Raw genomic sequence first — 23,900 nt, 5'->3', positions numbered from 1 at the left:
ACGTCCTTGGGAGGGAAAGAATCAGTAGCGCGGCACGCTCGGGTCGTGCTGCGCGGACCAGGCGTCGATGCCCCCCGCCACGTTGGCGAGCGAGTCAAAGCCGTTCTGGTGCAGAAAAGCGGCCACGCGCTGGCTGCGGGCGCCGTGGTGGCACAGGCAGGCGATGCGGGGCGCGGGCTGTCCGTCGCCGGCGGCGAGTTCGGCCAGCCGGCCGGGGATCTCGTTCATCGGGATCGCGACCAGCGTGAAGCCCTGCGGCGCGACGCTCGCCGTCTGCAGCTCCCAGGGCTCGCGCACGTCGAGCAGCACGGGGGCGGCGTCGGCGTCCTGTGCGAACCAGGCGGCCAGGTCGGCGGGGCGGACTTGATCGATCATTCGGTGGGCCGCTCGATCAGAAGGCGAAGCGCGAGGGCTCGGGGAAGTTCAGCAGGCGCGGCGCCACGGTGTCCCAGGGCTGGATCGTCTCCCACTTGCTTTCGCTGGTGCGGGTCACGAAATGAGCGCGCATCATGGGCTCGTCGCCGACGATGGCCGACAGGCGGCCGCCGACCTTGAGCGAGCCGAGCAGGTTCTGCGGAATGCGCGCGACCGAGCCGCTGAGCACGATCACGTCGAAGCTCGGACCGCTGGCCAGGGGCACGGCGCCGTCGGCGTGCCGCACTTCGACGTTGGTCACGCCGTTGCTGCGCAGCGTCTCGGCGGCGCGGGCGGCCAGCACGGGGTTGATTTCGAGGGACAGCACCTGGGCCGCGCGGGCGCCGAGCAGGGCGGCCATGAAGCCGGAGCCGGTGCCGATCTCGAGCACCGATTCGTGCTTCTGGATGTGCAGGTCCTGCAGCGTGCGGGCCTCGACCTTGGGCGACAGCATGAATTCGCCGGGCACCGAGCCGTCGAGCAGCGGCAGTTCCATGTCGAAGAAGGACAGCGTGCGGTGCGCGTCGGGCACGTAGTCTTCGCGGTGAATCTCGGCCAGCAGCTCGAGGATGTCCGACTCCAGCACGTCCCAGGGACGGATCTGCTGTTCGATCATGTTGAAGCGCAAGCGCTCGAGGGTGGGCGTGGGGTTCATGGCGTGGCTTTCCTTGAAGGCTCTGGACGGGACAAACCTTCAATTTTAGGTCGCGTCGATGACGCCACCGCGCCAGTCGGCCATCCGGCGGGCGTCATGCGGGGCTCCCGGGGCGCACGCAGAGCCCGTAGAGCACGGTTTCGCACTGGGTGGCGATGAATTTTTCGGGGTCGAGCGTGCTCACGCCGTCGACGCAGACCATGGCCGAATGCTTCCAGAGCATGAGGAACACCATGGGCGCGACCACCGAATAGATGGCGTGGTCGATGTCCATTTGCACGAACTCGCCGCGGTCGATACCGCGCTGCAGGATGCGCCGCAGGAGTTCGTGGCCGGGGCGCACCACCTGCTCGCGGTAGAACTCCGCCAGCTCGGGGAAATTGCCGCCTTCGCTCATCATCAGCTTGGTCAGGCCCGAGGCCTTGGTCAGGCCGACGCGCTCCCACCAGACGTTCATGCAGTAGCGCAGCATTTCGGCCGTCGTGCCCTCGAAGGCCTCGAACTCGGCGTTCCACTCTGTGAAACGGCCACCGAGGTTTTCGATCACCACGGCCTTGAACAGCTCTTCCTTGCTCGGAAAGTAAAGAAAGAGGGTGCCCTTGGACACGCCGGCGCGGGCCGCCACTTCTTCCGAGCGGGTGGCGGCAAAGCCCTTTTCGACGAACAGGTCGAGCGCCGCCGCCAGCAGTTCGCCCGGACGCGCCTCCTTGCGCCGCTCGCGCTTGGACGGCAGCGGGCAGAACTTGTCGACGAGGGAACGGGGGGAGGCCATGGTGTTAATGACTGACGGGTTAGTAATGTAGTGACCGGCATCCGGCCCGTCAAGCCGCGACAATACCGGTCCCCGCTTTTTCCAACCCACCCGGAGCCGCGCCATGTCTTCCTCACCGTCGCCCACCGAAACCATCGTGCTCGGTGGAGGCTGCTTCTGGTGCACCGAGGCGGTGTTCGACCGGGTGCAGGGCGTGCTGGACGTCGAGTCGGGCTACAGCAACGGCCAGACCCTGAACCCGAGTTACGAGCAGATCTGCACCGGCCGCACCGGCCATGCCGAGGTCGTGAAGCTCGAGTTCGACCCGGCGCAGATCAGCCTGCGCGAGCTGCTCGAGATCTTCTTCGTGGTGCACGACCCCACCACGCTCAACCGCCAGGGCAACGACGTCGGCACCCAGTACCGCAGCGGCATCTACACCACGAGCGACGCCCAGAAAGAGGTGGCCGACTCCGTCATCCGCGAGATCGAGGCCAGCAAGACCTACAGCTCGCCCGTGGTGACCGAAGTGGCGCCGCTGGCCAACTACTCGACGGCCGAGGCCTACCACCAGGACTACTTCCTGAACCACCCGAACCAGGGCTACTGCGCGTTCGTGGTCGGCCCGAAGGTCGAGAAGTTTCAGAAGACCTTCGCTTCGCGCGTCAAGGCCTGAGCCTCTTCTTTCACGCCCCGTGTCCGCCACCCTGCGCCAGACCCCGACCCGCATGACGCGCGCCACCCGCGCGCTCGTCGTCGCGCTGGCGTTCGCGCTCTGGTTCGCGGGCACGATGGGGCTCATGCACCGTTCGCTGCACGTGCCGGGCCTGCCCGCCGCTGCAGCAGCCGCAACGGCACAGGCCGAACATCGGCACGTCACCGGCCATACGCTGGCCAGCCTGTTCGGCGTGCACGACGACGCCGACTGCCGCCTGTACGACCAGCTCGCGCACGGCACGGGCGTACCCGGCGTGCCGTTGGTGGTGCTGCCGATGCTGCTGCCGGCGGCCACGTTTGCTTACCTGCAGGGCGAAGCCATCGCCCGCTGGGTCGCGCTCTTCGACGCGCGCGGCCCGCCTTCCACTCGCTGAATCCCCCGTGTTCCGGTTGCCGCACCCCCTTCGGGCGGGTGAGGGCGGCCGGTCGTTCCCCGATTCAACGAGTGTTCCTTTTTCATGACCCCCCAATTCCGTCGCAACGCCATCGGCGCTGCTGTTCTTTCGCTCGCCTCGGTGGCGAGCCTGGCCCAGACCGCCGACACCGCCGCCGCCCCAGCCGCTGACGCCACCAGCCTGCGCGAAGTCACCGTCACCGGCAACCCGCTGGGCGCGAGCGACCTGATCGCGCCGACCACCTCGCTGTCGGGCGACCAGCTGCTGCTGCGCTCCGAATCGACGCTCGGCGAAACGCTGAACAACCTGCCCGGCGTGAGCAGCAGCTACTTCGGCCCCAACGCCAGCCGACCCAGCATCCGCGGGCAGGACGGCGACCGCATCCGCATCCTGCAGAACGGCGGTGGCGCGCCCGACGCCTCGGCGCTGAGCTACGACCACGCGGTGCCCATCGACGCGCTGGTGACCGAGCGCATCGAGGTGCTGCGCGGCCCCTCGGCGCTGCAGTACGGCGGCAGCGCCGTGGGCGGCGTGGTCAACGTGATCGACAACCGCATCCCCACCGAGCCCATCAACGGCTTCGGCGGCCGTGCCGATCTGGGCTACGCCAGCGGCAACAAGGAAAAGAGCGGCGGCGTGCTGCTCGAAGGCGGCAACGACCGCTTCGCCTTGCACGTCGACGCCTTCAACCGCGATTCGAAAGATGTGGCGGTGCCGGTCGACCTCGAATGCAGCAAGCCCGGGCGCCTGTCGCTCGCGCGTCGCATCTGCAACTCCCAGAACGAGGCGCACGGCGGCGCGGTCGGCGGCACGCTGTTCTTCAGCCAGGGCTGGATCGGCGCCTCGGCCAGCACCTACCGCAGCAACTACGGCACCGTGGCCGAGGACGACGTGACCATCGGCATGAAGTCCGACCGCTACGCGCTGGAAGGCGAATGGCGCCCGGGTGGCTTCATCCGCAGCATCCACGCGAAGGTCAGCCGCACCGACTACCGCCACACCGAGTTCGAAGGCGCCGAAGTCGGCACCACTTTCTCGAACCTGAGCAACGACCTGCGCATCGAAGCGCGGCACGAAAAGATAGGCAACCTCGAAGGCCTCATCGGCTTCAGCCGCGAGACCAACCGCTTCGCCGCCGACGGCTCGGAGGCCTTCGCGCCGCACAGCCGCACGCGCTCCAACGCGCTGTTCCTGCACGAAGAGCTCGGCACCTCGTGGGGTCGCCTGAGCTTCGGCGCGCGCACCGAGAAGGTCACGGTGCGCTCGCTGGGCTACCCCGACGACCTGTCGGTGACGCGCTTCGCCATCGGCGAGCGCACCTTCAACCCGCACAGCGCGGCGTTCGGCGCGCTGGTCAATCTCACGCCGCAGTGGCAGCTGACCTCGAACCTGGCCTACACCGAGCGCGCACCGAAGGACTACGAACTGCTCGCCAACGGACCGCACGTGGCCACGGCGGCCTGGGAAGTGGGCGACCCGAACCTGGGCAAGGAAAAGTCCACCGGCTTCGACCTGGGCGCACAGTGGAAGTCGGGCCCGAACACGGCCCGCGTGAACGCGTACGTCACGCGCTTTCGCAACTACATCGGCTTGACCGCGTCGGGCCGCACGCTCGACGAGGAAGGGCAGGTCGTCACCGACCCCGAAGCGACCGACACGCTGGCCGAGTACCGCTACGGCGGCATGCGCGCGCGCTTCACCGGCATCGAGGCCAACGGCAACCTGCGGCTGCTGGGCGCCGACGGCTTCGCGCGCATGGCCGACGCGGGCACGCTCGACCTCGAATGGCGCGGCGACATCGTGCGCGCCAAGAACCTCGACACCGGCGAGCCGCTGCCGCGCATCGCGCCGCTGCGCCTGGGCGCCACGCTGGCCTACGGCAACGGGCCATGGACCGCGCGCGTCGGCTTCGACTACAACGCGGCGCAGCGCCGGGTGCCGAGCGTGGGCGCGCGCGAGACGGACGCATACACGCTGTGGAACGCGTCCATCAGCTACCGCATGAAGGTGCAGCGCGCCAACCTCACCTGGTATGCGCGCATGGACAACATCGGGAACACGCTGGCCTACACGCCGACCTCGATCCTGACGACCACGGTGTTCCCGAAGGCGCCGCTGCCGGGGCGTTCGCTGAAGGTGGGCCTGCGCGTCACGTTCTGACGTTCCGACCTTTTGAGCGGCGGGCGCGCGCTATCCTCGCCGGGTGAATTCGTTCGTCATTTCTTCCCTGCTGCCCGTCGTTCTTCTCATTGCCGCCGGCTACCTCGCCGGACGGCGCCGGTGGATCGGCGGCAATGCGGTGAAAGACCTGTCGAACCTCATCTTCCTGCTGCTCGCGCCCGCGCTGCTGTTCCGCGCCATGAGCACGGTGCACGTGCAGGAGTTGAGCCTGAAGCCCGTGGCGGCGTACTTCATCGCCTCGGGCCTGCTGTTCGCGGCCACGCTCGCGTGGCGCGGCTTCAACCGCACGGGCGCGGTGCTCGCGCTGGCCAACACCTACAGCAACACCGTGATGATCGGCATCGCGCTGATCGGCCTGGCCTACGGCGAGCCCGGCATGGTGGTGCTGCTCACGCTGATCTCGCTGCATTCGCTCGTGCTCATGACCAGCGCCACCGTGGTGCTCGAGCTGGCCGTGGCGCGCGAGCACGCGGCGGTGAGCGGCGCCGACCGGCGCTCCATGGCGCGCACCGTGGGGCGCGCGCTGCGCAACGCCATCATCCATCCGGTGCCGCTGCCCATCATCGCGGGCCTGCTGTTCGCGCAGACGGGCCTCGTGATGCCCGAGGTGATCGACAAGCCGATCCAGTTGCTGGGCCAGGCCTTCGGGCCGGTCGCGCTGGTGATGGTGGGCATCACGCTCGCGCTCACGCCCATCGGGCGCCACTGGCGCGGCGCGCTGGCGCAGGCGCTGGTGAAGAACCTCGTGCACCCGCTGCTGGTGGCGCTCATCGGCTGGCTGCTGGGCGTGCGCGGCATTCCGCTCACCGTGATGGTGGTGGCGGCGGCGCTGCCCATCGGCGCCAACGTGTTCCTGTTCTCGCAGCGCTACCGCAGCGCCGAAGACCTGGTCACGGCCAGCGTCGCCGTGTCGACCGTGCTGGCGCTGGGCACGCTCACCCTGGTGATGACCTGGGTGCAGTGGTTGCCCTGACGGCCCCCATTTCTTCCGCGCCTTTCGCGAACTTTTGCCCGACTGAGCGACAGCGCTAGCCCTATGCCGTTTGGCAGGGGTGGCCGTTTGGTGGGCTGGCGAGCGGCGTTCGCGCCCCTACATTTGCCGGCTGATGACGATCTACCCGGCGCGTGTTTCGCCCCTTGCCCTTGCAGTGACGGCGGTGGTCGCGACGATGATCGCGCTGCACGGCGCGCGCGCGCATGCGGCGGGCGAGGCCAAGCCGTGCCGCACGCCCTGCCTGGCCGTTCCTGTGCCGGCGGAGGCACCGCCGGCCAGGGAAGCGGAGCCCAAGCCCGCCGTCGTGCGGCCGGCGCCGAAGCCACGCCCGCAGATCACCGCCACCGCAGCGCCGGCCCCGGCGCCCGAGGTGCATCGCGAACCGGCCGAGCGGCGCCCTGCGCCATCGAAACGCTGCAGCGAGATCAACATGCGCGCCGCCGTGGGCGAGCCGCTGTCGGACCAGGACATGACCATTTTGAGGAGCCAGTGCTGATGACCACGACCCACACGAACACCGCCGTCCCCCGAACCCTGTGGCGCGTGCTGGCGCTGTGCACCGCCGCGCTGCTGGCCGCCGCCTGCGCGCACCGCCCCGCGCCCAGCAGCGCCATGCCCTTCGATCAGGCCGTCACCCAGGCGGTCGACGACCTCATGGTGCAGACGCAGAAACTGCCGGCCTTCCTGGCGAAGGTGGAATCGACGCTGACGCAGCGGCGCATCGTGATCGACCCGTTGCTCGAAGGCGCCAGCGGCCAGCAGACCGAGGTGACGCGCGTGGCCGAGCAGCGCATCGTGCAGCGCATGCAGGCGCAGTTCAAGCAGTTCACCGTGACGCCGTTCAACGCCAACGAGATCGGCAACGCGCAGTACGTGCTCAACGGCACGCTGGTGCGCGACAAGGACGCCTCGGGCGCGCCGTACCGGCTGAACCTTGCCATGACCGAGATCAAGAGCGGCATGGTGATCGCGCAGTCGGTGGCGCGCATCAGCGATGCCTCGCTCGACACGCGGCCCACCGCCTTCTTCCGCGACAGCCCGGTGAACGGCAAGGACCGCGGCGTGGAAGGCTACATCCGCACCGCCGAGACGCCGGCCGGGCAGGCCGCCGACGCGCTGTACCTGGAGCGCTTGCCGACCGCCACGGTGCTGCAGGAGGCCACCGCCGCCTACGAGGCCGGCCGCATGAGCGAGGCCCTGAGCCGCTACGAGGCCGCGTCGAAGCGGTCCGATGGTCAGCAGCTGCGCATCTACAGCGGGCTGTACCTCACGCAGTCGCAGCTGGGCCGCACGGCCGATGCCGAGCGCACCTTCGGCACGCTGGCGCGGCTGGGGCTCGAGAGCAACAACCTGAGTGTCAAGTTCCTGTTCAAGCCGGGCTCGACCGACTTCCTGGCCGACCCGAAGATCAGCGCGGCCTACCCGATGTGGCTGCGCCAGATCGCGCGGCAGGCTGCGCAGATCGATTCGTGCGTGGTGGTCACGGGCCACACGAGCCGCACGGGCTCGGAGGCGGTCAACGAGCGGCTGTCGCTGCAGCGCGCAACCAGCGTCAAGGCGCGACTGGTGGGCGAGGCGCCGCCGCTGTCGAGGAAGCTGCGCGAAGCCGGCATGGGCTTTCGCGAGAACATCGTCGGCACGGGCGCCGACGATGCGAGCGACGCGCTGGACCGGCGCGTCGAATTCAAGGTAGCTGGTTGCGAGGCCTGAGGCAGGCTCAGGGCGCGAGCCGTTCGCGCACCCAGTCCGCACCTTCGAGCCGGTAGCGCAGCCGGTCGTGCAGCCGGCTCTTGCGGCCCTGCCAGAACTCCCAGCGGTCGGGCACCAGACGGAAGCCGCCCCAGTGCGGCGGGCGCGGCGGCGAGAGCAGGTGTTTGGCGGCGTACACGGCGGCGTTCTTCACCAGCACGTCGCGCCCGCTGATCACTTCGCTCTGCGGGCTGGCCCAGGCGCCGATGCGTGAATCGAGCGGTCGGCTGGCGTAGTAGGCGTCGCTCTCCTCGGCGCTGACGCGTTCCACGCGGCCCTCGATGCGCACCACGCGCTCCAGCTCGACCCAGTGGAACTGCAGCGACGCATACGGGTTGCCCGACAGCTCGCGGCCCTTGCGGCTGTCGTAGTTGGTGTACCAGACGATGCCGCGCGCGTCGTAGCCCTTGATCAGCACGATGCGGCTGGACGGGCGCAGGTCGCTGCCCACGGTGCACAGCGTCATCGCGTTGGGCTCGGGGATGTGCGCGTCGACGGCTTCGGTGAGCCAGCGCTCGAACTGCTGGAGCGGGTCGGGGGCGCTGCGGGTCTCGTCGAGCTCGGCGCGCTCGTAGCTCTTGCGCAGCGCGGCCAGCGCGTCCTTGGAAAGAGGAGAAGAAGTCATGCCGGGATTGTTGCGCACATACTCGGCCCATGACGACGACAGAGGCGAACTCCCCGACCGTGATCGTGCTGGCCTCGGGCCGTGGCGAGCGTTTCATCGCGGCCGGCGGCACGGGCTCCAAGCTGAAGGCGCTGCTCGCGGGCCGGCCGGTGCTCGAGCGCACGCTCGACGCGGTGCGCGCGAGCGGCCTGCCGTGGCACCTGGAAGACGCGGGTCACCCCGGCATGGGCGATTCGATCGCCGCCGCCGTGCGCGCCACGCCCGACGCGGCGGGCTGGCTGATCCTGCCGGGCGACCTGCCGCTGGTGCTGCCCGCCACGCTGCGGGCGGTGGCCGCCGCGCTCGGCGGGCGGGTGAATGCTGTGCAGCCGCAGTACCGGGGCGAGCGCGGGCACCCGGTGGGCTTTGCGGCGGGCTGCGGGGCGCAGCTGGCGGCGCTGGAGGGGAATCTGGGCGCATCGTCCGTGCTGCGGGCGATGCGTGCCATCGATTCGGTCATCGATCTGGCCGTGGACGATGCCGGCGTCGTGACCGACATCGACACGCCCGAGGCCCTGGCGCGGGCCGAGGCGCTCTGGCAGGCGCGCGCGGGCGCCTGACCACTCACACTTTTTGCTTAGTTCGTGGCAACGACCGCGCAGAGCACGCGCGGGCCGGAGTTGCCGGCGGGCTGCGTCGTGAAGTCGTCGCGGTCGCGGTGCACCACGAGCGCACGGCCGCGCACGTTGTTGGCGGTGCCGTCGGTCAACGAGATCGCGTGGTTGTCGACGCTGAAGCGCGCCACGCCGCTGGCATCGGCCACGAGGCTGGGCAGCTCGCCGGCATGGCTGCCGGGCGCGGAGAACTTGCCGTGTGTGCCGCCGGCCGGGTTGAAGTGGCCGCCCGAGGCGTTGCCGTTGTTGCCGCAGTCGCCCTTTTCATGGATGTGGAAACCGTGCTCGCTGCCCGGCGCCAGGCCGCGCACCTCGCCGGACACGCGCACGCCGTGGTCGAGGGCGGTGAGCGTCACCGAGCCGCGCGCGGGGTTGGGCGTGACGGCGGCGGTCGGCGTCAGCTCGACCGTGGTGCTCGGCTTGCCGCCCATGCTGCCGCAGGCGGCGAGCACGGCAGTGGCGAGGAGGGCGGTGCCAGTGGCGAGGAGACGGCGATGGATCATTGGTTTTCCTTATTGATGAACGGGGTGGAGGGTTGAGAGGACGCGGTGTCCGAAGACCCCGCAACGTATACCGGAGCCGGGGCTGTCCCGCAATCGGCGGGTGTCTGAAATGGCGGCTCGGTGGCCAGCGCCACCAGCCGGGCCAGCGCCGCGTCGTGGATCGCGTGGCGCTGCAGCTCGAGCAGGGTCTGGCGCGCGTAGTCGAGCGAGCTGCCGTAACGGCCCACGGCATTCGCGAAGATGTGGCGGTAGCGCTCGTCGCTGAGCTCGCCCGTGAAGTTGGGGCTGCGCCGCGACAGCGTGAAGGCCAGCGCGCGCACCGGCCCTTCGGCGGTGCCGCATTGCAGCCACTTGGGGTCGTACACGCCGGTCGGCATCTCGCGCAGCCAGAGGCGCTTGAGCGTCTCCAGGCCCTCGGCCTTCGGCACGCGGAACACCACGCCTCGACAGCTGCCGCCCGAGAGCAGCCCGAACACCAGGCCCGGCGTCTGCACGCTGCCGCGGTTGACGCGGCTCCACATCTTGAGCGCGCGGTGCCAGCCGTGCACCGAGGCCGCGCGCCGTTCCGCAAAGCCGAACTCGGGCCGCCAGATCAGCGAGCCGTAGCCGAACAGCCAGAGATCGTCGCGTCCGCCCCAGTCGGCGATCGCGCGTTCCAGCATCGGCTGCGGGTCGCGCAGCGGACGGGGCATGGGGTCGAGACCCGGCGGACCGGGGTCCGGCGCGCCGGCTGACACGGGGGTGTCGGGGGTGGCGCCTACAATTTCGTGATCATGGTTCACCGCACCATTATTTACCGACCCCTTTCCTACGGAGACCGCGCTTCCATGAACAACGACGACAGCCAGCAGAATTTCGCCCTCGGCTTCCTGGTGGCATTGATCGCGCTCGTGATCATGTTCGTGATCGGCGTCGCCTTCTGGCACAAGGGCCTGGGCGCGACGGCCGCGCAGGCCAAGCCCGCTGTCGCGGCTTCGGCTTCAGCGGCGCCGGGCGGCGCGGTGCAGGTGACCGAAGTCACCGAGACCGTCACCGTGGTGATCCCCGACGGCGCGAGCATCCGCGTGGTCGGCGGCGTGGTGAACTTCTACTTCGCGACCGGCAGCGCCGACCTCGCACCGGGCGCCGCCGAGGCGCTGGCCCTGGTCATCAAGGGCGTCGAGGGTGGCCGCAAGGCGGTGGTCTCGGGCTTCCACGACACCACCGGCGACGCCGTCGTGAACGAGGAACTGGCCAAGAAGCGCGCCCAGATGGTGCGCGAGGTGCTCGCGGGCCTGGGCGTGCCGGCCGAGAAGATCGACCTGCAAAAGCCCGCCGTCACCGCCGGATCGGGCAACAACGCCGAGGCGCGCCGCGTCGAAGTCCGTCTGGTCGACTGAGCGATCCGGCCTTTTGCATCCCCCAAGGAAAAACCCGGCATGGCCGGGTTTTTTTGTGCCTGCACGCGACCGGGTGCATGCCTGAGTAATTTCGTATCGTTCTGCGGCCGGATTTCATCGGGGCGTCGCGCTCGAATTGGTACGATGGGCCTCCAGGCCCACAGTCGCGCCGGCGACACGCAGCAAGAGCCAACTTCCCCATGAGCAGCACACACCCCACCGTCCGCGACGTCACCGATCGCATCCGCGCGCGCAGCCGCGACACGCGCAGCACCTACCTCACGCGCCTGGCCGAGATCCGCGCCCGCGACCGCGGCTCCGACCGCATGGGCTGCGCCAACGTGGCGCACGCCGTGGCCGGCATCCCGGCCAACGACAAGTTCAAGGTGGTGGCCGAGCGCGCGCCCAACCTGGGCATCGTCACCGCCTACAACGACATGCTCTCGGCCCACGCGCCGTACCAGGGCTACCCGGACATCATCAAGCACGAGGCCCGCCGCCACGGCGCCACCGCGCAGGTCGCCGGCGGCGTGCCCGCCATGTGCGACGGCGTCACGCAGGGCACACCCGGCATGGAGCTGAGCCTGTTCAGCCGCGACCTGATCGCCATGAGCACCGCCGTCGCCCTCACGCACGACATGTTCGACGGCGCGCTGATGCTCGGCGTGTGCGACAAGATCGTGCCGGGCCTCTTGATCGGCGCGCTGCACTTCGGCCACCTGCCCACCGTCTTCGTGCCCGCCGGGCCGATGCCCTCGGGCCTGTCGAACACCGCCAAGTCGAAGGTGCGCGAGCAGGCGGCGCAGGGCCTCGTGGGACGCCAGGGTCTGCTCGAGGCCGAGATGGCTGCCTACCACACGGTCGGCACCTGCACCTTCTACGGCACCGCCAACAGCAACCAGATGCTGCTGGAGGCCATGGGCCTGCACGTGCCCGGCACGGCCTTCATCCAGCCCGGCGATGCCATGCGCGAGACGCTCACGCGCGAGGCCGTGCGTTCGGTGCTCGGCAAGGCGAGCGACGCGGCCTTCAACTGCCCGCCCATTGGCGAGATGGTCGACGAGCGCTGCATCGTCAACGCCATGGTCGCGCTGCTGGCCACGGGCGGCTCCACCAACCACCTGATCCACTGGGTGGCCGTGGCGCGCGCCGCGGGCATCCTCATCGACTGGGACGACTTCTCCCAGCTGTCCGACGTGGTGCCGCTGCTCACGCGCGTGTACCCCAACGGCAGCGCCGACGTGAACGAGTTCCAGGCCTGCGGCGGCCCGGGCTTCGTGATCGGCGAGCTGGTCGAGGCCGGCCTGATGCACGCCGACGTGCTCACGGTGCGCGCCGGCGGCATCCGCGAATTCGCCAACATCCCGTCGCTGGCCGGCGAGAACACGCTGCACTGGACGCCCGCTGCGCCGCTGCAGAAAGAAGCCGTCACGCGCCCGGTGGCCAGCCCCTTCAGCGCCACCGGTGGCCTCAAGCTGCTCAGCGGCAACCTGGGTCGCAGCGTGATCAAGGTGTCGTCGGTGCCCGACGATCGCCATGTGATCGAAGCGCCGGCGCGCGTGTTCGACTCGCAGGCCGCGCTGCAAAAAGCGTTCACGGCCGGCGAGCTGGAGCGCGACGTGGTCTGCGTGGTGCGCTGGCAGGGCCCGCAGGCCAACGGCATGCCCGAGCTGCACAAGCTCACGCCACCGCTGTCGGTGCTGCAGGGCAAGGGCTTCCGCGTGGCGCTGGTCACCGACGGCCGCATGAGCGGCGCCTCGGGCAAGATCCCCGCGGCCATCCACGTGTCGCCCGAAGCGGCCGCCGGCGGCCCGCTGGCCAAGGTGCGCGACGGCGACCTGATCCGTCTCGACGCCGTAGCGGGTACGCTCGCCGTGTTGCTGCCCGAAGACGAATGGGCCGCGCGCGAGACCGCGACGCTGTCCGACGCACAACGCATCGCGGACGGGCACGGCCTGGGCCGCGAACTGTTCGCCGGCATGCGCCGCAACGCACTGACCGCCGAAGAGGGCGCCTGCACCTGGATGTGACAGGGCCCACGCGGGCCGCAAGAAATTTTTGGAGCCATGAGATGACAGACAGACTCACCCCCCTCGACGTGATGCGCGACGCACCCGTCATTCCGGTCATCGTGCTGAACGACGTGAAAGACGCCGTGCCCCTGGCGCGCGCGCTGGTCGCAGGCGGCATCCGCATGCTCGAAGTGACGCTGCGCACGCCGCAGGCGCTGCAGTGCATCGAAGCCATCGCCAAGGAAGTGCCCGAAGCCGTCGCCGGCGCGGGCACCATCCGCAGCGCGGCCGACGCGCAGGCCTCGGCGCTGGCCGGCGCCAAGTTCGGCGTGAGCCCGGGCTACACGCGCGCGGTCGGCAAGGCCTGCCACGACCTCGGCCTGCCGCTGCTGCCCGGCGTGGCCACCGGCAGCGAGATCATGACGGCGCAGGAAGACGGCTACACCCAGCTGAAGTTCTTCCCCGCGCTGCAGGCCGGCGGCCTGCCGATGCTCAAGGCGTGGCAGGGCCCGTTCGGCGACGTCACCTTCTGCCCCACGGGCGGCATCCATGCGGGCAACGCAGCCGAGTTCCTCGCGCTGTCGAACGTGGCCTGCGTGGGCGGTTCGTGGATCGTGCCGACCGACGCCATCCGCGACGGCGACTGGACCCGCATCGAGCAACTGGCGCGCGCCGCGAGCCAGTTGCCGCGCTGAGCATGTCGGCCGATTTCGACGCGGGCGACCTCAAGGTCATCGCGTTCGACGTGTTCGGCACGGTGGTCGACTGGCACAGCGGCATCGCGGCCGAGGTCGAGCGCGTGCTGCCCGGCGTGGACGGCGCGGCCTTTGCGCTGGCCTGGCGCGCCGGCTACCAGCCCGCCATGAAGGCCGTGATGGAACGCATCGCGGCCGGCGAGGGCGGCTTCACGTTGCTCGACGAGCTGCACCTGAGCATGCTCGAACAGGTGCTGCACGACTTCAGCCTGGCCGACCACCTCGACAGCGCCGCCAAGCGCGACCTGAGCCGCGCCTGGCACCGCCTGCCGGCCTGGCCCGATGCGGTCGAGGGGCTCACGCGGCTCAAGAAGAAGTTCACCATCTGCACGCTCTCCAACGGCAACATCGGCCTGCTCACCGAGATGGCCAAGCGCGCCGGCCTGCCCTGGGATTGCGTGCTGTCGGCCGAGGTGTTCAAGGCCTACAAGCCCGACCCGCGCACCTACCTCGGCGTGGCGGGCGTGTTCGACGCGACGCCCGGGCAGGTCATGCTCGCCGCAGCGCACCACGACGACCTGGCGGCTGCGCGCGTGTGCGGCCTGAAGACGGTGTACATCGAGCGGCCCCACGAGTTCGGCCGCAACCAGCCGAAGGACGTGTCGCCGCAGCCGGACAACAACCTGCATGTGCGCGACATCGTCGCGCTGGCCGACCGGCTGGGCTGCTGATCGCGCTGTTGATCAGTCGGTGATGAGCTTTTCCACCGTGCGCAGGTTGCGCGTGGTGGTGCTCGATTTGTAGCGGGTCTTCGCGAGCAGCTTGGCCACCGGCGTCTCCAGGCTTTCGCCGCGCGGGCACTGCCAGTACAGCACGCCGTCGCCGCGCACCAGCTGCTCGACCTTGGCATCGACCGTGCCGGCTTTGTCCATGATTTCGTCGAGCATCGCGGGGTCGGAGCCGAACACGAGGTACGGATGGTGCGTGTCGTCGATGCGTTCGAAAGGGTAGCTCGCGGCCATGTCGGCCACCCGCTGCTGCATGAGCAGCACGATCCACGCCTCATAACCGAAGCACTGGCGCAGCGCCTGCTCGATGCGCGTGCGCAGCGCGGCGGCATCGGGCGCGTCGGTGTCGAACAGCACGTTGCCGCTGGCGAGCACCGTGCGCACCGCGCCGAAGCCGAGTTCGTCGACGAACAGCGCCTTCAGGTCGGCGCTCTTGATCGTGATGCCGTTGACGTTCACGCCGCGCAGCAGGGCGACGTAGCGCGTCAGCGGCGCGTCTTTCTTCTTTTTCTTCGGGCTTGCCATGGCGTGGGGTGCGGCCCGAAACGGCTCAGCGCAGGCCGCCGCCTGCGGCGTTCTCGTTGCGCTGGATCAATTCAATCTTGTAGCCGTCGGGGTCCGTCACGAAGGCGATCACCGTCGTGCCGCCTTTGACCGGGCCGGCCTCACGCGTCACGTTACCGCCGGCGGCCTTGATCTTGTCGCAGGCTGCGTAGGCGTCGGGCACGCCGAGCGCGATGTGGCCGTAGGCGGTGCCGAGCTCGTAGCTCTCGGTGCCCCAGTTGTAGGTGAGCTCGATCTCGGCCTGGTCGGGGTTGCCGTTGCCGTAGCCGACGAAGGCGAGGCTGTACTTGTACTCGGGGTTTTCCGACGTGCGCAGCAGCGTCATGCCGAGCACCTGCGTGTAGAAGTCGATGGAGCGCTGGAGATTGCCAACGCGCAGCATGGTGTGGAGAAGTCGCATCTCGTGGGTCGTGTCGTTATGGGGAGAAGGGGGCTATTGTCGCCCTCTGCTTCTTGCGATCAAGCCGCCAGCGTCAGCAGGTGCGCCTGGTACTTCTTCAGGAAATCCATCAGATGCTGCGGGTACTCGGGCACCACCGCCGCGCGCACGCTGGGGCGCGCCGCCAGCGCGTGGCGCCAGGCGTTCACCTTGGGCAGCGCGTCGAACAGGTGCGAATCGCTGATCGCATCGAACACCTCGAAGTAGCGGAACACCGGCGCGAACACGGCGTCGACGAGGCTGAAGGCTTCGCCCGCGAAGTAGGGGCCTTGCCCCAGCGCGGCTTCGACGCGTGCGAACTTGGAGGCCAGCGCCTCGCGCTTCTGCGCGAACACGGCGGCGTCCTGCGTGGTCTCGTAGCCCCACAGGTCGGCGAGGATGGCCGAGCCGAACTCCATCCATGCGCGGTGTTGCGCACGTGCGAGCGGGTCTTCGGGGTGCAGGCGGGCGCCGGGCTGTGTCTCTTCGAGGTACTCGCAGATCACGTTGCTCTCGAACAGCACGGCCTCGGTGCCGTCGGGGCGCTGCACCTTCAGCAGCGGCACCTTGCCCAGCGGCGAGATGTCGAGAAACCACTGGGGCTTGTTCGCGAGATCGATCACGACGCGCTCGAAGGGCACGTTCTTCTCGTGCAGCGCGATCGCGGCGCGTTGCACATAGGGGCACAGCAGGTGGCTGACGAGGGTGAGGGCCTGGGTCATGGGGCGTTCCGTCTTCGAAGAAAGGGGTGGTCGGGTCGCCGCGATTCTTGCGGGCCTGAACAACCTTTTCTGGAAAAGCCCATTCGGGCGCCGCCCGGGTGCTACGGCTTAGGAAAAAGGTACGCGCCGGCCCCAGGCTTGAGAAGGGGCTTGAGTTCGGTGAACGGCAGCGCCACCGTGGTGCCGAGGCAGGCGCCGAGCGCATGCGGCACGCCGCTGACCGCGACGGCCAACGCATCGCGCCCGCGGGGGCGCTCGAAATGCAATGCCAGGTACTGGGGCCACACCTCGTCGCAACCCGTGTAGTGCTGCGGGTCTGCGGCGGCTGCGGATTCGGGCCCACGTCCCTCTGCCTTCAGCTTCTTCCCGATCAGCGCCATGAGCGTCTGGCTCGGCACGAACCCGTCCGGCGTCCTGGTGAACGCGCGGAACAGGCGTTCGAAGTCGAGGTACTCGCCACGGACCAGGTCGAGTGTGTAGGGCGCGTAGTGGTTGTGGGGATGGGCGCCGCCGCAGTCGGCGCTTCCCGATTCGACGACGCTCATCAGCGTCGGGCTGAGAAAGGTGACGCGCACCGATTCCGCGTCGTAGTTTCCCAGCGAGCCGGCCGCCGGATGCGTCTCGGTGTAGAGGGTGGCCTTGCATTCGAGCGCGGCGAGGTTGAGTTGCCCATGCCTGCGCGCGAGGATGGCGTTGACTTTCTCGACCACGCGCGCATTCGGGTGCCGGGTGAGCTGCGGGTAAGAGAAGCGCGTGCGCGGATCGATGACCATGCGCCATGCCATGGGGCCGCTGACGTGCTCCGCGCCTTGCTTGAGCGATGTCTGCAGCTTCAGGTGGTCGTAGGGTGCCGTCTCGATGGAAACCGGTGCGTCCGAAGCCGCGCCGGTGGTGTTGCCTGGCGGGATGGCGCGCGTCACTGGTGCGGTTGCGCCGGGATTCTGGTCCGGGTCGTACTGGCGAACTTGCCGAAGCTCGAACGCGACGTTCTGCTTGCCGGGGCCGTCGCTCCAACTTCCGGCAAAGGTGCCGTCGATCACCTGGCCGCGCCATGTCGGACCCGGCTGTCGGGTCTGCGCGTCCTCGAACAACGGCGCGTTGCCGCCTTGTGCCGCCCGGTACATCGCCTCGCCCTGGATCGGGAGGGCTTCCACGAGCTTCGTCACCGGCCCTGAGAGCGGAATGTCGACACCGTGGCGGCGATAGAAATACCGCCCACCGCCAGAAGCATTCATTTCGAGCACGACCTCGCTGGTGCCGAGGGTGCCTTGGTAGACCGTGCGGACTTCCGCCAGGGCCGGCATCGCCGACCCGAGCAACGTCGCCCATGCGAGGAGGAGTCGGGTCGCCTTGTGCATCGGAGTGCCTCCCTCTACGAGGCCGTCTCCAGCCAGTGCGTGATCCGCCCGTTGTGCATCACGCCGATGCGGTCGGCCATCGCATGCGCCTCGGCCTCGTTGTGCGTGACCAGGATCGCGGTCTGGCCGGCCTTCTTCAGGATGCCACGCACCTCGGCGGTCAGGCGTTCGCGCGTGCCGCCGTCGAGGTTGGAAAACGGTTCGTCCAGCAGCAGCAAGGCGGGCGAGGGCGCCAGCGCGCGGGCCAGCGCGATGCGCTGCTGCTGGCCGCCCGACAGCTCGTGCGGGTAGCGCTCACCGGCCTCGGCCAGGCCGACCAGCGCGAGCATCTCGGCCACGCGCACCTGCTGCGCTGCGCGGCCCAGGCGGCGCAGGCCGAAGGCCACGTTCCTGGCGGCCGACAGGTGCGGGAACAGCGCGTACTCCTGGAACATCATGCCCACGCGCCGCTGCTCGGGCGGCAGGTGCTTCTGGGGCGACGACAGCAGCGCGTCGCCGAGGCGGATGGTGCCGGCGCGCACGGGCTCGAAGCCGGCGATGGCGCGCAGCACCGTGGTCTTGCCGCAGCCCGAGGGGCCGAACAGGCAGGCGATCTCGCCCGCGGGCAGGTCCAGCGAAAAGCCGTCGACCACCGTGTGCGGGCCGCGCGGCGTGTCGTACGCGAGCTGGAGCGAGTCGAGATGAAGCGGGGAACTCATGCGGGGTCCGTGTCGGGAGGTGTCACCGCCGGTGTCGTGCCGAGCTGGTTGCGCGCCAGCAGCACCACCGGCAGCAGGCCGGCGACCACGATGGCCAGCGCGGCGATCGCGCCTTCTTCGTAGGTGCCGCGCGCGGCCTCGGCGTAGAGCCAGGTGGCGAGGGTGTCGAAGTTGGCCGGGCGCAGCAGCAGCGTGGCCGGCAGCTCTTTCATGGCGTCGACGAAGACCAGCAGCGCGCCCGCCGCGATGGCAGGCTGCAGCAGCGGAAGGTGCACGCGGCGCAGCGTGCCGCCGGTGGTTTCGCCGAGCAGGCGCGAGGCCTGCTCGATGGCCGGCGGAATGCGCGCCAGCCCGGCCTCGATGCCGCCCACGGGCATCGCAAGAAAACGGATCGCGCAAGCCATGACCAGCACGATGCCCGCGCCCATCAGCGGCAAGCCCTGCCAGCCCATCGCGCCGGCCAGCGCCGCGTCGAAGGCCAGCGCCGGCGTCAGCAGTCCGATGGCGAGCACCGTGCCCGGCACCGCGTAGCCCAGCGTGGCCACGCGCGCCTGCCAGCGGGCGCGGTTGAGGCTCGTGCCCTGGCTGCGCGAGGCCCAGGCCACGACCAGCCCCGCCGCCACGGCCACCACCGTCACGCCGGCCGCCAGCGCCAGCGTGTTGCCCAGGCTGGCCACCAGGCCCTGCGAAATGCCGCCGCCCTGGTGCAGCCGCTTGCCGCTTTCCCAGACCAGGTACAGCGCGGGTGCGACAAAGCCGATCAGCACCGGCAGCGCTGCCGTCGCGGTCGCCGCCCAGGCCGCGCCGCCGTGCAGGCGCCGGGGCTGCACCGCGCGCATGCGCTGCGCGGAACCGAAGCGCTGGTGCTGACGGCCGTTGCGTTCGAGCCAGACCAGCGCCACCACCACGAACAGCATCGCGCAGGCGATCTGCGCGGCGCCGGCCAGGTCGGAGCGCGTGATCCAGGTGGTGTAGACCGCCACCGTCAGCGTGTTCACGCCGAGGAATTCGGAGGCGCCGATGTCGTTGAGCGTCTCGAGCAGCGCCAGGCTCAGGCCCACGGCCAGCGCCGGCCGTGCCAGCGGCAGCGCCACGCGAAAGAAGGCGCCGCGCCGGTTCTCGCCGAGCGTGCGCGCCGCTTCCAGCAGGTGCGCCGGCTGGGTCATGAACATCGCGCGCGCCGTCATGTAGACGTACGGATAGAGCACGAAGCCCAGCACGAAGATCGCGCCCGGCATCGAGCGCAGGTCGGGCAGGCGGAACTGGCGCGGGCTGTCGAAGCCCAGCATCCAGCGGATCGCGCCCTGCACGGGGCCGATCGGATGCAACAGGTCGAGGTAGGCGAAGGCGACGATGTAGGTCGGCATCGCCAGCGGCAGCAGCAGCGCCCAGTTGAGCACGCCGCGGCCGGGAAAGTCATGCGCCGTGACCAGCCAGGCGCAGCCGGTGCCGATCACGAGGACGAGGGTGCCGACGCCCGCGAGCAGCAGCGCCGTGTTGAGCGCCGCCTGCGGCAGCACGTGCGCGAACAGCGGCCCCCAGTGGCCGACGCCCGAGCCGAACGCGAGCCAGGCCAGCGTGAGCACCGGCGCGAGCACGCCGAGCGCGATCAGGAACGACGCGCAGCGCCATGCCGGGCCCGCGGCGCGCAGGCCCGGCGGCTGGCGCCGCGAAATCAGCATTCAGTTGCCGGCAAGGTGTGCCCGGCCATGCAAGGTCACTGGTCGAAGCCGACCTTGTCGACGAGGGCGCTGGCCTGCTTGCGGTATTTGGCAATCTCGGTCAGCGGCAGCGGGTCGACCTTCAGCTCGCCGATGGACTGGCCGATGATCGGGTCGAGGGCCACGCCCTTGCGCACCGGGTACTCGTAGTTGGCGTCGGCATACAGCGCCTGGGCCGGTTCCGACACCAGGAACTCGAGCAGCTTGACCGCGTTGGCGCGCTGCGGCGCGTTCTTGGCCACGGCCGCGCCGCTGATGTTCACGTGCGTGCCGCCGCTCTTGGCGCTGGCGAAGGTCGGGCGGATCACCTTGATGGCGTCGCCCCACTTGCGCGCGTCGGTGCCTTCCTTGGCGCTCTTCATCTGGCCCACGTAGTACGAGTTGGCCACGCCGATGTCGCAGATGCCGCCGAGGATGTCGCGCGCCACGTCGCGGTCGCCGCCGGTGGCCTTGCGCGCCAGGTTGCCCTTGACGCCGCGCAGCCACTGCTCGGTCTTGGCCTCGCCGTCGTGCGCGATCATCGCGGCCACCAGGGCCGTGTTGTAGGGATGCTGGCCGGCGCGGATGCAGACCTTGCCCTTGTACTTCGGGTTGGCCAGGTCTTCGTAGCGGAAGCTGGTCAGCGGCTGGTTCTTGTCGGCGTACAGCACGCGCGCGCGCAGCGAGAGCGCGAACCACTGGCCGTCGGCGCCGCGCAGGTTGGCCGGAATGGCCGACTCGAGCGCGGCCGACTTCACCGGCTGCGTCACGCCGCCTTCGACGAGGTCGACGAGGTTGCCGATGTCCACCGTCATCAGCACGTCGGCCGGCGAGCGCGCGCCTTCGGCCTTCACGCGTTCCAGCAGGCCGTCCTTCACGAACACCGTGTTGACCTTGATCTTGCTCTGCGCGCTGAACGCCGAGATCAGCGGCTGGATCAGCGCCGGCTCGCGCGTCGTGTAGAGCGTGAGCTCGTCATTGGCGGCGTGCGCGGGCAGGGCGGTGAGGGCGAGCCAGGCGGCAGAAACGCCGAGGAGGGCGTGCGCCACGCGGCCCTGGGGGCCGGAACGGTCGGTCATGAAGGATCCTCCAGGTGCGGTGAGGTGTTCTAGGAAAGGCATCGGCGACGGCGGGTGCGTCGCTGATGCGAACAATTATCACTGACGGGGCGGGGTGGGTTTTCCTTTGGCTTACGGGTTGAGGGTTTACTGCGGAGCGCTCGGCCGGGGGCTTTAGGCCGTCAAGGTGAAGGGCTCCGCAAGAACTTGACGGCCAGTGACGCGACAACGCGACTGCCATTCCGTCACGCCCGCTGAAACGGAATGGCGTCCCAGGAAACAAGGGCAGGCGCGGGGCTCTTTCCTATGCCGTCAGCGCCACCACCTCCGCGTCAGTGAGCTTCTGCGGCTGGTAGCGCAGTGCGCGCACATGAAAGAAGGGCTGGTTGCCCCCGTAGCAGAGATTCCCGATCCCGAGGAAGGCAAAGGGTGAGACTGCCGCCAGCGCGACCTTCCTCAGCGTTTGACCGTTGCACCCGAAGCGAACTCCGTCGACACCGTAGCTGATCGAGGCCTTCACTGTGCCGCCCTCCGGCGTGCCAGCAAGGTTGGCTGTCGAGGTGCTGGGCCCGACGACGCCGTTGGTCACCGAGACAGCGTGTGCGGTGCCGGTAGGGTTGAAGCCGATGCCAAGACGGTTCGAGGACGTGGCTCCGATCTCAACCAGGGTCCGAGACTCTGCGGGCCCCATGAGCGGGCGACCGAACTCCATGAAGACGTGCCCTCGGTTGCATTGCACCAGCCCTTGCTCGTATCGACACGGACGTTGTCGCCTGCGCGCGTCGTGGCCGCTGAGGTCGCGGTGTCCGCTTGGCGGGTCGCGGCGACCGAGGTTGCCGCGTCAGCAAGGCGGGTCACAGGGGCCGTCGTGGTCGGAACGTAGCTTGACGCGAACGAGGCCTGTTCGAGCTGGTATCCGGTGACCTTGAAGGTCCGTGCACTGTTGGCGGCGTACTTGTAGATTCCAGCGCCACCGGCGGGTGCTGCGCCAGTTGTCGCCCAGCCAGAGACCTTGTACACACCATTGCCGACGTGCACTACCGATGTGGCTCCTGTTCCAACAGCACCGTTGGCGATCACCATCGCCAAATCCGCACCTGCCCCCAGACCGAGAACAGGCGGAAGGCCATCATCCATTTTCACAAAGGCTGAAACCACGTAAGTCGTCGACGCGGCAAGGGTGGCCGCCTTGACCGCGTAGTTGTATGGGCCGGTCGGTGCTTGGAATGCAAGCCCTGTTGTGAATCCGAGCCAATCTACCGTCGTGGCCGTCACACCATTGCGGGTTGGCGCATCCGAAACACCGTTGCGGAACTCGCTTTCGGTGAACAGGTTCGCGCCCTCCGCCTCCTGCATCAGCCAAGGCGCAATGGTCGGGTCGGCGGGGTTGTAAGTCATCCGCGCTGCGCCGGCCACAGCGGTCTTCATTGCGCCGGTCGAATCGAAGTAGGTCCCGATGGAAGCACGTCCGGTAAAGGTCTCGACGCTCGGAACGTAGCTTGTAGCAAAGGCGCCCGTTTCGAGCTGGGCGCCCCAGATCTGAAATGCACCGTGGTCGGTGCCGTCGCCGACATGAAATGGGTAGATGGCAAGCGTATCGCCGACGGTGATCCCCGTAGACTGGGTGAATGCGCAGCGGAACCATCCGCCGCCTACCGACCGCATTTCCCACCCATTGCCCGAGATAGAAGGACTGCCGCCATGAAGCGTGGCATAGCCGAAAGTGAACTGCGCCGCTGTGGTCGTATTGCGCAGCTGTAGCGACACTGGAGCGTTCCTCGATACGTTCTTCAGATAGACGGAGAACGTCATCACCGTCGATGTAGCAGCCGCCGACTGGCCCAATGATCCGGTAGGTGTTCCGGAGACCTCGACGGCTCGCAATGTCCCGTCGGGGGCCAACTTGCCGGTCGCACGTGAGACTGCGCCGGCAAAGAACCATGGAACCAAGTGCATGTCGCTGCTCTTGAGCAGGATATTGGTGCGCTGCTCTTCCACCATCAGCACAGGCGGCAACGCCAGATTCGATGGCTCGTAGCTGTTGCGCGCAACGCCTGCCGCCGCATAGCGCAGGATGCCTTTGGCGTCGTAGTAGCTGCCGATCGAGGCCCGTGCCGTGACCCCATCCCAACTGGGGATGTAGGAGCTGGCAAACGCACCCACTTCGAGCTGCGCACCCCAGATGTAGATGCCGGCGACGCCGTCGCCGGGGCCGGTGCCGGCAGCCGCTGCGCCGGGGTAGACGGCCGCGGTCAGCGCCGCGGATGCGTCTGTCGTGAAGACGATCTCGACCCTGCGCCACCCACCGCCGACATCGACGATCCGTTTCGACACCTCCGTAAAGACAGAGATGGTGAAGAGAGAGATGGTCAAGGCCGACAGGTCGAAGGCGAAGCTGATTCTTTCGCCTGTTGTCGCGCCGGAAGCAAAGGTCCATCCATTCGAGGAGCCTGCGGCCTTCGCATAGAAAGAAAAGGCGTAGGTGATTGCGGCCGCCGCTTTGGCAGTCGTCTGCGACGCGCGGCCCACGGACGCGATCCCGCCGTTGAGCAAGGTCAGCTTGCAAGCATCCCAACGTCCGTTCGGCGCCTGGGCTGCGCCAGGCACGGCGGTGACGCTCGTCTTCGCCCAGACCGCGTTTTCAAATCGCGACGAAAACGCCAATTGGTTGATTCGCGCGTTTTCAATGAGCAGCCCCTTCGCCACCTTCGTGATCGGATCGAAGTCGAAGCGCGGCGTGGCGCAGGGCTCGATGAATCCTTGGGCGTTGACGCGAGAGCCGTTCGTACCGCCCGCATAGGTGAACAGCTCGGCAAAAGTCTTTTCGGTAAGTGTCGTTGTCATCTGGTTGGGTCCTCTGCGGGCTGCCTC

26 protein-coding genes are annotated in these 23,900 nt (G+C 68.9%); 11 read left to right on the top strand and 15 right to left on the bottom strand.

The window, feature by feature from the left end; all coding sequences use genetic code 11:
- Positions 1 to 21 precede the first annotated feature (21 nt).
- The 3 genes from ACAM42_RS24185 to ACAM42_RS24175 all read right to left on the bottom strand — a co-directional run bounded on the left by ACAM42_RS24185 (position 22) and on the right by ACAM42_RS24175 (position 1,841).
- Complete coding sequence (locus tag ACAM42_RS24185; protein WP_070062458.1) at positions 22 to 375, bottom strand: rhodanese-like domain-containing protein; 354 nt, start codon at positions 373 to 375, stop codon at positions 22 to 24.
- A gap of 16 nt (positions 376 to 391) precedes the next feature.
- Positions 392 to 1,069, bottom strand: a complete 678-nt coding sequence (locus ACAM42_RS24180; protein WP_062469799.1) for a protein-L-isoaspartate O-methyltransferase — start codon at positions 1,067 to 1,069, stop codon at positions 392 to 394.
- Between the two features lie 94 nt (positions 1,070 to 1,163).
- The gene (locus ACAM42_RS24175) at positions 1,164 to 1,841 is read right to left on the bottom strand and encodes a TetR/AcrR family transcriptional regulator (protein ID WP_070062459.1); all 678 of its coding nucleotides are present in this window, start codon (positions 1,839 to 1,841) and stop codon (positions 1,164 to 1,166) included.
- Positions 1,842 to 1,944: 103 nt separating this feature from the next.
- Between ACAM42_RS24175 and msrA the strand changes: the two genes are divergently transcribed.
- The 6 genes from msrA (at position 1,945) to ACAM42_RS24145 (ending at position 7,817) form a co-directional block, all read left to right on the top strand.
- Positions 1,945 to 2,496, top strand: coding sequence for a peptide-methionine (S)-S-oxide reductase MsrA (msrA, locus tag ACAM42_RS24170; RefSeq protein ID WP_070062460.1), 552 nt, complete (start codon positions 1,945 to 1,947; stop codon positions 2,494 to 2,496).
- Between the two features lie 19 nt (positions 2,497 to 2,515).
- Entirely contained in the window at positions 2,516 to 2,911 is a 396-nt protein-coding gene (locus ACAM42_RS24165) for a hypothetical protein (protein ID WP_369629671.1), read from the top strand.
- An 84-nt stretch (positions 2,912 to 2,995) separates the two neighbouring features.
- On the top strand, positions 2,996 to 5,092 hold the full coding sequence (locus ACAM42_RS24160) for a TonB-dependent receptor (protein WP_369629670.1): 2,097 nt from the start codon (positions 2,996 to 2,998) through the stop codon (positions 5,090 to 5,092).
- A 43-nt stretch (positions 5,093 to 5,135) separates the two neighbouring features.
- Positions 5,136 to 6,086, top strand: coding sequence for an AEC family transporter (locus ACAM42_RS24155; protein WP_369629669.1), 951 nt, complete (start codon positions 5,136 to 5,138; stop codon positions 6,084 to 6,086).
- 133 nt (positions 6,087 to 6,219) lie between these two features.
- On the top strand, positions 6,220 to 6,603 hold the full coding sequence (locus ACAM42_RS24150; protein WP_369629668.1) for a hypothetical protein: 384 nt from the start codon (positions 6,220 to 6,222) through the stop codon (positions 6,601 to 6,603).
- Positions 6,603 to 7,817: an OmpA family protein gene (locus ACAM42_RS24145; RefSeq protein ID WP_369629667.1), complete on the top strand. Its 1,215-nt coding sequence runs from the start codon at positions 6,603 to 6,605 to the stop codon at positions 7,815 to 7,817. Before ACAM42_RS24150 ends, ACAM42_RS24145 begins: the two co-directional genes overlap by 1 nt.
- Positions 7,818 to 7,824: 7 nt before the next feature.
- On the opposite strand, the gene pdxH is transcribed toward ACAM42_RS24145, so the two are convergent.
- Positions 7,825 to 8,481, bottom strand: a complete 657-nt coding sequence (gene pdxH, locus ACAM42_RS24140) for a pyridoxamine 5'-phosphate oxidase (RefSeq protein ID WP_369629666.1) — start codon at positions 8,479 to 8,481, stop codon at positions 7,825 to 7,827.
- A gap of 29 nt (positions 8,482 to 8,510) precedes the next feature.
- On the opposite strand from pdxH, the gene ACAM42_RS24135 reads away from it, so the two are divergent.
- Positions 8,511 to 9,080 carry an NTP transferase domain-containing protein gene (locus ACAM42_RS24135; RefSeq protein WP_369629665.1) on the top strand — a complete coding sequence of 190 codons (570 nt, stop codon included), beginning with the start codon at positions 8,511 to 8,513 and terminating at the stop codon, positions 9,078 to 9,080.
- Positions 9,081 to 9,097: 17 nt separating this feature from the next.
- On the opposite strand, the gene ACAM42_RS24130 is transcribed toward ACAM42_RS24135, so the two are convergent.
- On the bottom strand, positions 9,098 to 9,637 hold the full coding sequence (locus tag ACAM42_RS24130) for a superoxide dismutase family protein (protein ID WP_369629664.1): 540 nt from the start codon (positions 9,635 to 9,637) through the stop codon (positions 9,098 to 9,100).
- Positions 9,634 to 10,329 (bottom strand): gamma-glutamylcyclotransferase, encoded by a 696-nt coding sequence (locus tag ACAM42_RS24125; protein WP_369629663.1) that lies wholly within the window; start codon positions 10,327 to 10,329, stop codon positions 9,634 to 9,636. Before ACAM42_RS24125 ends, ACAM42_RS24130 begins: the two co-directional genes overlap by 4 nt.
- A 135-nt stretch (positions 10,330 to 10,464) precedes the next feature.
- Here ACAM42_RS24125 and ACAM42_RS24120 point away from each other — a divergent pair, with 135 nt between their 5' ends.
- The 4 genes from ACAM42_RS24120 to ACAM42_RS24105 all read left to right on the top strand — a co-directional run bounded on the left by ACAM42_RS24120 (position 10,465) and on the right by ACAM42_RS24105 (position 14,454).
- Positions 10,465 to 11,016, top strand: a complete 552-nt coding sequence (locus ACAM42_RS24120) for an OmpA family protein (RefSeq protein ID WP_369629662.1) — start codon at positions 10,465 to 10,467, stop codon at positions 11,014 to 11,016.
- 200 nt (positions 11,017 to 11,216) lie between these two features.
- Positions 11,217 to 13,046 carry a phosphogluconate dehydratase gene (gene edd, locus ACAM42_RS24115; protein WP_369629661.1) on the top strand — a complete coding sequence of 610 codons (1,830 nt, stop codon included), beginning with the start codon at positions 11,217 to 11,219 and terminating at the stop codon, positions 13,044 to 13,046.
- A 41-nt stretch (positions 13,047 to 13,087) separates the two neighbouring features.
- Complete coding sequence (eda, locus tag ACAM42_RS24110; RefSeq protein WP_070062470.1) at positions 13,088 to 13,723, top strand: bifunctional 4-hydroxy-2-oxoglutarate aldolase/2-dehydro-3-deoxy-phosphogluconate aldolase; 636 nt, start codon at positions 13,088 to 13,090, stop codon at positions 13,721 to 13,723.
- Between the two features lie 2 nt (positions 13,724 to 13,725).
- Positions 13,726 to 14,454: a haloacid dehalogenase type II gene (locus tag ACAM42_RS24105; protein ID WP_369629660.1), complete on the top strand. Its 729-nt coding sequence runs from the start codon at positions 13,726 to 13,728 to the stop codon at positions 14,452 to 14,454.
- Between the two features lie 12 nt (positions 14,455 to 14,466).
- Here the strand turns inward: ACAM42_RS24105 and ACAM42_RS24100 are convergent, their stop codons facing one another.
- From ACAM42_RS24100 to ACAM42_RS24060, 9 genes are all read right to left on the bottom strand, one after another.
- Complete coding sequence (locus ACAM42_RS24100; RefSeq protein WP_369629659.1) at positions 14,467 to 15,036, bottom strand: DUF1697 domain-containing protein; 570 nt, start codon at positions 15,034 to 15,036, stop codon at positions 14,467 to 14,469.
- Between the two features lie 25 nt (positions 15,037 to 15,061).
- The gene (gloA, locus tag ACAM42_RS24095; protein WP_070062472.1) at positions 15,062 to 15,475 is read right to left on the bottom strand and encodes a lactoylglutathione lyase; all 414 of its coding nucleotides are present in this window, start codon (positions 15,473 to 15,475) and stop codon (positions 15,062 to 15,064) included.
- A 59-nt stretch (positions 15,476 to 15,534) separates the two neighbouring features.
- Positions 15,535 to 16,215, bottom strand: a complete 681-nt coding sequence (locus ACAM42_RS24090) for a glutathione S-transferase family protein (protein ID WP_369629658.1) — start codon at positions 16,213 to 16,215, stop codon at positions 15,535 to 15,537.
- 101 nt (positions 16,216 to 16,316) lie between these two features.
- On the bottom strand, positions 16,317 to 17,573 hold the full coding sequence (locus ACAM42_RS24085; protein ID WP_369629657.1) for a hypothetical protein: 1,257 nt from the start codon (positions 17,571 to 17,573) through the stop codon (positions 16,317 to 16,319).
- Between the two features lie 14 nt (positions 17,574 to 17,587).
- A complete protein-coding gene (locus ACAM42_RS24080) occupies positions 17,588 to 18,271 on the bottom strand; it encodes an ABC transporter ATP-binding protein (RefSeq protein WP_369629656.1) in 684 nt (227 codons plus the stop codon).
- On the bottom strand, positions 18,268 to 19,953 hold the full coding sequence (locus ACAM42_RS24075) for an iron ABC transporter permease (protein ID WP_070062476.1): 1,686 nt from the start codon (positions 19,951 to 19,953) through the stop codon (positions 18,268 to 18,270). Before ACAM42_RS24075 ends, ACAM42_RS24080 begins: the two co-directional genes overlap by 4 nt.
- A gap of 35 nt (positions 19,954 to 19,988) precedes the next feature.
- Complete coding sequence (locus ACAM42_RS24070; protein ID WP_062480133.1) at positions 19,989 to 21,050, bottom strand: Fe(3+) ABC transporter substrate-binding protein; 1,062 nt, start codon at positions 21,048 to 21,050, stop codon at positions 19,989 to 19,991.
- 283 nt (positions 21,051 to 21,333) lie between these two features.
- Complete coding sequence (locus ACAM42_RS24065; protein WP_369629655.1) at positions 21,334 to 21,618, bottom strand: hypothetical protein; 285 nt, start codon at positions 21,616 to 21,618, stop codon at positions 21,334 to 21,336.
- Positions 21,615 to 23,873, bottom strand: coding sequence for a hypothetical protein (locus ACAM42_RS24060; protein WP_369629654.1), 2,259 nt, complete (start codon positions 23,871 to 23,873; stop codon positions 21,615 to 21,617). Before ACAM42_RS24060 ends, ACAM42_RS24065 begins: the two co-directional genes overlap by 4 nt.
- Between the last annotated feature and the right edge of the window lie 27 nt (positions 23,874 to 23,900).

Source organism: Variovorax sp. V35, from assembly GCF_041154465.1.
GTDB classification, from domain to species: domain Bacteria; phylum Pseudomonadota; class Gammaproteobacteria; order Burkholderiales; family Burkholderiaceae_C; genus Variovorax; species Variovorax boronicumulans.
Note: the sequence above shows the minus strand (reverse complement) of the source record. Positions and strands in the feature narration are given on the sequence as shown.

What these genes read in the sequence shown, in the direction of transcription:
- ACAM42_RS24185 (WP_070062458.1), bottom strand. Translation starts at nt 375, where the DNA reads ATGATCGATCAAGTCCGCCCCGCCGACCTGGCCGCCTGGTTCGCACAG.
- ACAM42_RS24180 (WP_062469799.1), bottom strand. Translation starts at nt 1,069, where the DNA reads ATGAACCCCACGCCCACCCTCGAGCGCTTGCGCTTCAACATGATCGAA.
- ACAM42_RS24175 (WP_070062459.1), bottom strand. Translation starts at nt 1,841, where the DNA reads ATGGCCTCCCCCCGTTCCCTCGTCGACAAGTTCTGCCCGCTGCCGTCC.
- msrA (WP_070062460.1), top strand. Translation starts at nt 1,945, where the DNA reads ATGTCTTCCTCACCGTCGCCCACCGAAACCATCGTGCTCGGTGGAGGC.
- ACAM42_RS24160 (WP_369629670.1), top strand. Translation starts at nt 2,996, where the DNA reads ATGACCCCCCAATTCCGTCGCAACGCCATCGGCGCTGCTGTTCTTTCG.
- ACAM42_RS24150 (WP_369629668.1), top strand. Translation starts at nt 6,220, where the DNA reads ATGACGATCTACCCGGCGCGTGTTTCGCCCCTTGCCCTTGCAGTGACG.
- ACAM42_RS24145 (WP_369629667.1), top strand. Translation starts at nt 6,603, where the DNA reads ATGACCACGACCCACACGAACACCGCCGTCCCCCGAACCCTGTGGCGC.
- pdxH (WP_369629666.1), bottom strand. Translation starts at nt 8,481, where the DNA reads ATGACTTCTTCTCCTCTTTCCAAGGACGCGCTGGCCGCGCTGCGCAAG.
- ACAM42_RS24135 (WP_369629665.1), top strand. Translation starts at nt 8,511, where the DNA reads ATGACGACGACAGAGGCGAACTCCCCGACCGTGATCGTGCTGGCCTCG.
- ACAM42_RS24130 (WP_369629664.1), bottom strand. Translation starts at nt 9,637, where the DNA reads ATGATCCATCGCCGTCTCCTCGCCACTGGCACCGCCCTCCTCGCCACT.
- ACAM42_RS24125 (WP_369629663.1), bottom strand. Translation starts at nt 10,329, where the DNA reads ATGCCCCGTCCGCTGCGCGACCCGCAGCCGATGCTGGAACGCGCGATC.
- ACAM42_RS24120 (WP_369629662.1), top strand. Translation starts at nt 10,465, where the DNA reads ATGAACAACGACGACAGCCAGCAGAATTTCGCCCTCGGCTTCCTGGTG.
- edd (WP_369629661.1), top strand. Translation starts at nt 11,217, where the DNA reads ATGAGCAGCACACACCCCACCGTCCGCGACGTCACCGATCGCATCCGC.
- eda (WP_070062470.1), top strand. Translation starts at nt 13,088, where the DNA reads ATGACAGACAGACTCACCCCCCTCGACGTGATGCGCGACGCACCCGTC.
- ACAM42_RS24105 (WP_369629660.1), top strand. Translation starts at nt 13,726, where the DNA reads ATGTCGGCCGATTTCGACGCGGGCGACCTCAAGGTCATCGCGTTCGAC.
- ACAM42_RS24100 (WP_369629659.1), bottom strand. Translation starts at nt 15,036, where the DNA reads ATGGCAAGCCCGAAGAAAAAGAAGAAAGACGCGCCGCTGACGCGCTAC.
- gloA (WP_070062472.1), bottom strand. Translation starts at nt 15,475, where the DNA reads ATGCGACTTCTCCACACCATGCTGCGCGTTGGCAATCTCCAGCGCTCC.
- ACAM42_RS24090 (WP_369629658.1), bottom strand. Translation starts at nt 16,215, where the DNA reads ATGACCCAGGCCCTCACCCTCGTCAGCCACCTGCTGTGCCCCTATGTG.
- ACAM42_RS24085 (WP_369629657.1), bottom strand. Translation starts at nt 17,573, where the DNA reads ATGCACAAGGCGACCCGACTCCTCCTCGCATGGGCGACGTTGCTCGGG.
- ACAM42_RS24080 (WP_369629656.1), bottom strand. Translation starts at nt 18,271, where the DNA reads ATGAGTTCCCCGCTTCATCTCGACTCGCTCCAGCTCGCGTACGACACG.
- ACAM42_RS24075 (WP_070062476.1), bottom strand. Translation starts at nt 19,953, where the DNA reads ATGCTGATTTCGCGGCGCCAGCCGCCGGGCCTGCGCGCCGCGGGCCCG.
- ACAM42_RS24070 (WP_062480133.1), bottom strand. Translation starts at nt 21,050, where the DNA reads ATGACCGACCGTTCCGGCCCCCAGGGCCGCGTGGCGCACGCCCTCCTC.
- ACAM42_RS24060 (WP_369629654.1), bottom strand. Translation starts at nt 23,873, where the DNA reads ATGACAACGACACTTACCGAAAAGACTTTTGCCGAGCTGTTCACCTAT.